Consider the following 7720-nt stretch of genomic DNA (forward strand, 5'->3'; position numbering starts at 1 on the left):
CCGCCGGCTTCTCGTGGAGCGCCTGCGCGACGGCGGGCAGAGCGTCATCACGACGACCGACCTGGCCCACGTCCCCGGTGGCGACGCCGCCGACGTGGTGCGCATCGCGGTCGGCGAGGGCGGCGTCCTGCAGGAGGTCCGGGCCGCATGAGCCCGAGGCTCGGGGACAGCGACCCCGCCCGGGGGCTGAAGCGCCGCAGGGACCGTGAGCGGGGCCCGAGACCGGCGGGTCACGCGATCTCGGCGCTCGCGTCCGCCCTCGCCCCCCAGACGCTGCTGGCGGACGTCCAGCGGGTCTGGGTGCAGGCCGTCGGGGCCGGTATGGCGGAGCAGGCGCAGCCGACCGCGGCGCACGCCGGCGTGGTGACGGTGACGTGCCGTTCGAGCGCCTGGGCGGCGGAGCTCGACCTCCTCGCCCCCACGCTCGTGGACCAGCTCAACGAGGCCCTCGGGTCGTCGCTGGTGACCGCGCTTCGGTGCCAGGCGACACCCGCGGCGAAGTGGGCGCGGGACGGGCGTCCCGGCGGCTGAGAAAAACCGCGCTTTTCCAGCAGTTTCGTAACGCTCCGACAGGGCTGGAAACACCCCTTCTGTGCTAGACTTCTGTCAACCGAAACGGGCAACCCCGAACCCGAGGTCTGGCGACCCGGGGACGGGGTTTTTCACGTACTGACGGAGCGGCATGGCGAACGACAAACAGCAGGGCTCGGCAAGTTACGACGCACAGGACATCACGGTCCTGGAAGGGCTGGAGGCCGTTCGCAAGCGGCCCGGCATGTACATCGGATCCACCGGTGTCCGCGGCCTGCACCACCTCGTCTACGAGGTCGTCGACAACTCCGTCGACGAGGCCCTGGCCGGCTTCGCCACGGAGGTGCACGTCACCATCCACCCCGACGGCAAGCTCACCGTCTCGGACAACGGCCGCGGCATCCCGGTCGCGATGCACGAGAAGGAGCAGAAGCCCGCCGTCGAGGTCGTCCTCACCGTCCTGCACGCCGGCGGCAAGTTCGGCGACGGTGGCGGCTACAAGGTCTCCGGCGGACTGCACGGCGTCGGCGCGTCCGTGGTGAACGCCCTCTCCGAGTACCTGCGCGTCGAGGTCCGTCGCGACGGGCACCTGTGGTTCCAGGAGTACGAGCGCGGGGCCAAGCAGATGGACCTGCAGAAGGGCGAGCCGACCAAGGAGCACGGGACGACGATCTCGTTCCGGCCCGACCCGGACATCTTCGAGACCGTCGAGTTCGACTTCCACACGCTCGAGCAGCGACTGCGCGAGACGGCGTTCCTCACCCGCGGCCTGCGGATCGTGATCACCGACGAGCGCGGTGAGGGGCACAAGGCCGACTTCCAGTACGAGGGCGGCATCGAGGACTTCGTCCGCTACCTCAACGACTCCAAGGACCCCATCGGCAAGAAGGTCATCTACTTCGAGGGGGAGTCCGAGGAGGGCTACGTCGAGGTGGCGATGCAGTGGAACACGAGCTACCAGGAGTCGGTGTTCTCCTTCGCCAACAACATCAACACGCACGAGGGCGGCTCGCACATGTCGGGCTTCCGCTCGGCCCTGACGCGGACGCTCAACAAGTACGCCCGCGACAAGGGCGAACTGAAGGAGAAGGACGACAACCTCAGCGGTGAGGACGTCCGCGAAGGCCTGACCGCCGTCGTATCCGCCAAGCTCGCCGACCCCCAGTTCGAGGGGCAGACGAAGACGAAGCTCGGCAACCCGGGCATGGAGGGCTTCGTCGCCTCGGTGGTGAACGCGAAGCTCGCGGAGTTCCTCGAGGAGAACCCGCAGGAGGCGAAGGCCTTCATCCGCAAGGCCGTCCAGGCCGCACAGGCCCGCGCGGCGGCGCGCAAGGCCCGCGACCTGACGCGGCGCAAGAGCGCGCTGGAGAACTCCAAGCTCCCCGGCAAGCTGGCGGACTGCTCGGTGCGCGACCCCTCCCTCTCGGAGATCTTCGTGGTCGAGGGCGACTCCGCCGGCGGCTCGGCGAAGCAGGGGCGCGACCGCAACACCCAGGCGGTGCTCCCGCTGCGCGGGAAGATCCTCAACGTCGAGAAGGCGCGGATCGACAAGGTCCTGCAGAACAACGAGATCCAGGCGCTCATCACGGCGATCGGGACCGGGGTCCGGGACGAGTTCAACATCGAGAGCGCCCGGTACCACAAGATCATCCTGATGACGGACGCCGACGTCGACGGGGCCCACATCCGCACGCTGGTGCTCACGCTGCTGTTCCGCGAGATGCACGACCTGATCGAGGCCGGCTACGTCTACATCGCCAAGCCGCCGCTGTACAAGCTCAAGCAGGGCTCCAACGAGCGGTACATCGAGAAGGAGTCCGAGCTCGAGGAGGTGCTGCTCTCGGACAAGTTCGAGAAGCTGCAGATCTTCGACCGCGACGGCAACCAGTTCAAGGTCACCGAGGCGCGCTGGCAGCGGTACACGCGACTGCTGAAGCAGTTCGAGGGATGGGCGTCGACCCTGCGCGCCGGACACGGCGCGGCCCTCGTCGGCTTCCTCGAGGAGGCGGGCGTCCTCGGCGCCCAGATCGGGTCCAGCGAGGACGCGGTCAAGCACTTCGCGAGCGGTGCGGTGGCCAGCGACGCCGTCACGGTGGAGCTGCTCGAGGAGGACGGCGACATCCTCACCGTCCGGGGCATCGAGAAGAAGACCGGGCTCGCGCAGACGCACCGCCTGCGGCGCTCGCTGTTCGACTCCCCCGAGTACCGCAGCTTCGTCAAGCTGCACGGCCAGCTCGTCGAGCTCATCGGCCTGCCGACGTTCGACGTCTCGCTCGGCGATCGCCACGACACGGCGACGACGTTCGAGGCGCTGCGGAGCACGGTGCTCCAGGTCGCCCAGCGCGGCGTCTCGCTCAGCCGCTTCAAGGGCCTCGGCGAGATGAACGCCGACCAGTTGCGCGAGACGACGATGGACCCGACGACCCGGACGCTCGCGCAGGTCTCGATCGAGGACGCCGCGGCCGCCGACCTCATCTTCTCCCAGCTCATGGGTGACGCGGTCGAGCACCGCAAGGCGTTCATCGAGGAGAACGCGCTCGCCGCGACGGTCGATGTCTGACCCGCGGCACGCCGGCGACGCCGGCACGAGGACCAGGACTGACCACGAAGGACGGAAGGTGACGCCCCATGGCGATTGACGTGCTCGACGGCGGCAACATCGAGCCCCGCGCGCTCGAGGAGGAGATGAAGAGCGCGTACCTCGACTACGCGATGTCGGTCATCGTCGGGCGTGCCCTGCCCGACGTGCGCGACGGCCTCAAGCCCGTGCACCGGCGCGTGCTGTTCGGGATGTCCGAGCTGGGCCTGGGTCCGACGCGCGGGTACGCGAAGTGCGCGCGCATCGTCGGCGAGGTCATGGGCAACTACCACCCGCACGGCGACGCGTCGATCTACGACACCCTCGTGCGCCTGGCGCAGGACTTCTCGATGCGCTACCCGCTGGTCGACGGCCAGGGGAACTTCGGCTCGATCGACGACGACCCGGCCGCCGCCATGCGCTACACCGAGGCGCGGATGACGCGTCTGGCCGTCGAGATGCTGCGCGACATCGACATGGACACGGTCGACTTCGTGACCAACTACGACGGCCGCAAGCAGGAGCCCACCGTGCTCCCGGCGCGCTTCCCCAACCTCCTGGTCAACGGCTCCTCGGGCATCGCCGTCGGCATGGCGACCAACATCCCGCCGCACAACCTCGGCGAGATCGTCGCGGCCACGATCGCCTACATCGACGACCCCGAGATCACGGTCGAGGGCCTGATGCAGCACGTGAAGGGCCCCGACTTCCCCACCGGCGGCATCATCATGGGCTACCAGGGCATCCGCGACGCCTACGAGACCGGTCGTGGTCGCGTCCGCGTCCGCGCCAAGGTCGGCGTCGAGGACATCCAGCGCGGCAAGGAGGCGCTGATCGTCACCGAGCTGCCCTACACGGTCAAGAAGGGCGGCGAGGGCGGCCTGATCCAGAAGATCGCGGACCTCGTGCACGAGAAGAAGCTGTCGGAGATCTCCGACATCCGTGACGAGTCCGACCGCCGCGGCATGCGCCTGGTCATCGAGCTCAAGCGCGACGTGCTGCCGAAGGTGGCGCTCAACAAGCTCTACAAGCACACGTCGATGCAGACGACGTTCGGCGTCAACACCGTCGCGCTGGTCGACGGCGTGCCGAAGACCCTGTCGCTGCGGCAGGTCATCGGCCACTACGTCGACCACCAGCGCGAGGTCATCGTCCGGCGCTCCAAGTTCGAGCTGGCCCAGAAGGAGGCGCGTGCGCACGTCCTCGAGGGACTGCTCATCGCGCTGGACAACCTCGACGCGGTCATCGAGCTGATCCGCAAGTCCAAGAACCGCGACGAGGCGCGCGAGCAGCTGGTCGAGCGCTTCGGGCTGAGCGTGATCCAGGCCACCGCGATCCTCGACCTGCGCCTGTCGCAGCTCACGGCGCTCGAGACCGACGCGATCAAGCAGGAGCACGCCGACGTCATGGAGCGGATCCGCGAGCTGCGCGAGATCCTCGGCAGTGAGCAGCGGGTGCTCGACCTCATCAAGGAGGAGCTCGCCGAGATCCTCGAGCGCTTCGGCGACGAGCGGCGCACGCAGATCGCGCCGACCGAGGACGACCTCGACATCGAGGACCTGATCGCCGACCAGCAGATGGTCATCACGATCACGAAGACCGGCTACATCAAGTCCCTGCCCCTCGCCACCTACCGCCAGCAGCAACGCGGCGGACGCGGCGTCACCGGGATGGACATGAAGGACGGCGACTTCATCGAGCACCTCTTCGTGTGCTCGTCGCACGACTACCTGCTGTTCTTCTCCAACCGCGGCAAGGTGTACCGCTCCAAGGTCTACGACCTGCCCGAGGCCAGCCGCACCTCCAAGGGCCGCGCCCTCGTCAACGTGCTGCCGCTGCGCGAGGGTGAGCGCATCCAGTCCGTGGTCTCGACGCGCGACTTCAAGGAGACCCAGTACCTCGTCTTCGCGACGAAGGCTGGCGTCATCAAGAAGACGGAGTTCCTCGCCTACAACACGCCGATCAAGGCGGACGGGATCATCGCGATCAAGATCCGCGACGAGGACGAGCTGGTCGCGGTGCGTCCGGTCGATCCGCAGGACGAGATCATCATGGTCTCGCGCGCCGGGCTCACGGTCCGGTTCAGCGAGTCCGACGCGCGCGCCATGGGCCGGGACACCGGCGGCGTCCGCGGCATGGACGTGGGGGATGCCGGCGAGGTGATCGCCATGGACGTCGCCCGCGACGACATGGAGCTGCTCGTGGTGACCGAGAACGGCTACGGCAAGCGGACCAAGATCGACCAGTACCGCAAGACCTCGCGCGGCGCCAAGGGCGTCAAGACCATCGGCCTGACGGACGCCAAGGGCGGGCTGGCGGGGGCGCTGGTCGTGCGGCCCCACCAGGAGCTCGTCTTCATCTCCGAGGGCGGGATGGTCCAGCGCACGGGCGTCAAGGGGATCTCGCAGCAGGGACGCTCCGCCACGGGCGTGCGGGTCATGAACCCCAAGGACGACGATCGCGTGTCCGCCGTCGCCCTGGTGGCCGAGGGCAGCAGCGAGGACGACGGGGCGTTGGCCGAACCGCTCGACGGGCTCGGTCCGCAGGACGGCGCCGCGGAGGCGCCGCCCACCGACCAGGAAGATGGCGCGCCCGACCCGGACGACACCGAGGATGGCGCCGCCGCGCCCGACGAGAACTGACCCGGCAGATTCCGTCCGGACGGTTGCTACAGTCGCATCACCAGAGAAAGGAGGTGGTCCGTATCTGTAGTCACAGTTCTTGCGGGACCCTGGAGGTGACCGGCACCTGAGCCGGTAGGGCTGGAACCGCTCAGCGGAATCCAAGCCGGGCCACCGTCGTTCTCCCTGCCGAAGTGGTCCCACGGCGTCGTACTCGGGAGCACGATGCATCCAGTCGAAGCAGTGCGAAGGCCGCGGCCCGTCGAAGCCGCGGCCTTCGTCGTTCCGGGCCGGCCACGGCGGCGGCGGCGGGACGACGCCCTCCGCCTACACTGCCCCGGTGCTCCGGACCATCGAAGCCCGCGCGCAGGCCGCCGTGCTCACCCTGTGGATCGTCGTCGCGGTCGCCGTGGCCGACGTCTACGCCCACGCGAACCGGTTGCGGCTCGTGCAGGACGCGGTCGACGAACAGGTGCCGGGTGTCCCGCTCCGCCTGCCCACCGATGTCGTGAACCGGGCCGACGCATGGGTGACCATCGGCCTGATCGCGTCCACGCTCGCGTTCCTGCTGGCGGCCGCCGCCTGGCTGGCGTTCCAGTACCCGGTCCATCGCCGCCTGGCCGCGGACATGACGGCGTGGCGGGCCAGCCCTCGCGCCGGCGTCGCCGTGTGGCTCGTCCCCGTGGTGAACCTGCTGGCTCCGGCCGTCCTGCTCGCCGCCCTGCTGCGCGCGGCGGCTCGGCCCGCGCCGCTCCTCGTCGCGCTGTGGTGGATCTGCTGGGTGGGCACCACCGTGCTCGCCGGCTTCGCCACGCGCAACCCCGAGGTGCTGGCGGACCAGCGGCTCCCCGACGCGCTGGCGATGGGCGGTGACATCCTCGCCGCGGGTGCCGCCGTGCTGGCGATCGGCTTCGTCCGGCGCCTGGCCGACTACGCGGCGTCGGCGTAGCCCGCGACGTCCGGCAGCCACGGCCGCCACGAGGCGGGGATCCGCGGCGACGCCACGTGGATGAAGACGTGGGGGCTCGGCTCCCGCGGCACCCGTCGCGGATGCATGTTCGCCTGGGCAGGGAGGTGATCGGACTTGCGCCGGTTGCACGGCGCGCACGAGGCCACGATGTTGGTCCAGTCCGACGAGCCGCCCTTGGACCGCGGGATGACGTGATCCACCGTGAGGTTCGACCGCGAGCCGCAGTACTGGCACTCCCAGCCGTCCCGGGCGAACACGGCGCGCCGGGTGATCTTGCGCCGGTGCGTGTCGCGCGGGACGCGGACGTAGTGCGTCAACCGGATCACGGCGGGGCGCGTCATCGTGCTCGACTCCGAGTGCAGCACCCGGTCGCCGGCCTCGATCACCTCGGCCTTGCACTTCAGGAGCAGGACCACCGCCCGCCGAACGGTGCAGACGTTGATCGGCTCGTACGTCGCGTTGAGGACAAGCACCCGGCCACCATCACGCCCACGTCGCCGGTGCTCATCGAGCGACGTGGACCGTCCTGGGTCTGGTGGGGCTTGCTTGGACATGGGCTGAGCCTGCGGGCCAGTGTAGCGGGGTCCGCGGCGCGCGCCAGAGCGCGGCGCTCCCCCGTCAGGCCGCGGGGTAGGAGCCCAGCACGCGAACGTCCGTGCAGTGCACCCGCAAGGCGTCGATCGCGTCGGCCGTCGGGCGATCGTCCAGCGACCCGTCGAGATCGACGTGGAACAGGTAGTGGCCCATGCGGTGACGGCTTGGTCGCGACTCGATCTTCGTGAGGTTCACCCCCCGGAAGGCGAACTCGCTGAGGCACCGGACCAGCCACCCGGGCTGGCCGTCGCCGTCACCGGAGAACACCACCGAGGTGCGCCAGCGAGCATCGTCGGACGGGGTCGCTGTGCCGAGCGTCGCGTCACCGGCACGGGCCAGCCAGACGAAGCGGGTGACGTTGCCGGGCTCGTCCTCCACGCCTTCGCGCAGGACGGTCGCGCCGTAGATCTCGGCAGCGAGCGCAGG

The 7720-nt window shown here is 69.5% G+C and carries 6 protein-coding genes; 4 read left to right on the forward strand and 2 right to left on the reverse strand.

Features of this window, described 5'->3' with window-relative positions:
• Window positions 1-147 precede the first annotated feature (147 nt).
• The 4 genes from ABYE80_RS13930 (at window position 148) to ABYE80_RS13945 (ending at window position 6679) form a co-directional block, all read left to right on the forward strand.
• Window positions 148-531 (forward strand): DciA family protein, encoded by a 384-nt coding sequence (locus tag ABYE80_RS13930; RefSeq protein WP_372790886.1) that lies wholly within the window; start codon window positions 148-150, stop codon window positions 529-531.
• A 151-nt stretch (window positions 532-682) separates the two neighbouring features.
• On the forward strand, window positions 683-3091 hold the full coding sequence (gyrB, locus tag ABYE80_RS13935; protein ID WP_372790887.1) for a DNA topoisomerase (ATP-hydrolyzing) subunit B: 2409 nt from the start codon (window positions 683-685) through the stop codon (window positions 3089-3091).
• Window positions 3092-3159: 68 nt separating this feature from the next.
• On the forward strand, window positions 3160-5751 hold the full coding sequence (gyrA, locus tag ABYE80_RS13940) for a DNA gyrase subunit A (protein ID WP_372790888.1): 2592 nt from the start codon (window positions 3160-3162) through the stop codon (window positions 5749-5751).
• A 319-nt stretch (window positions 5752-6070) separates the two neighbouring features.
• Window positions 6071-6679, forward strand: a complete 609-nt coding sequence (locus ABYE80_RS13945; RefSeq protein WP_372790889.1) for a DUF4328 domain-containing protein — start codon at window positions 6071-6073, stop codon at window positions 6677-6679.
• Here ABYE80_RS13945 and ABYE80_RS13950 read toward each other — a convergent pair.
• Complete coding sequence (locus ABYE80_RS13950) at window positions 6661-7173, reverse strand: HNH endonuclease (RefSeq protein WP_372790890.1); 513 nt, start codon at window positions 7171-7173, stop codon at window positions 6661-6663. The genes ABYE80_RS13945 and ABYE80_RS13950 overlap by 19 nt on opposite strands.
• A 145-nt stretch (window positions 7174-7318) precedes the next feature.
• Window positions 7319-7720, reverse strand: a 402-nt coding sequence (locus ABYE80_RS13955; protein WP_372790891.1) for a prephenate dehydratase, incomplete at its 5' end; no start/stop codon positions are given.

The organism is Paraconexibacter sp. (assembly GCF_041602235.1).
Lineage (GTDB): Bacteria > Actinomycetota > Thermoleophilia > Solirubrobacterales > Solirubrobacteraceae > Paraconexibacter.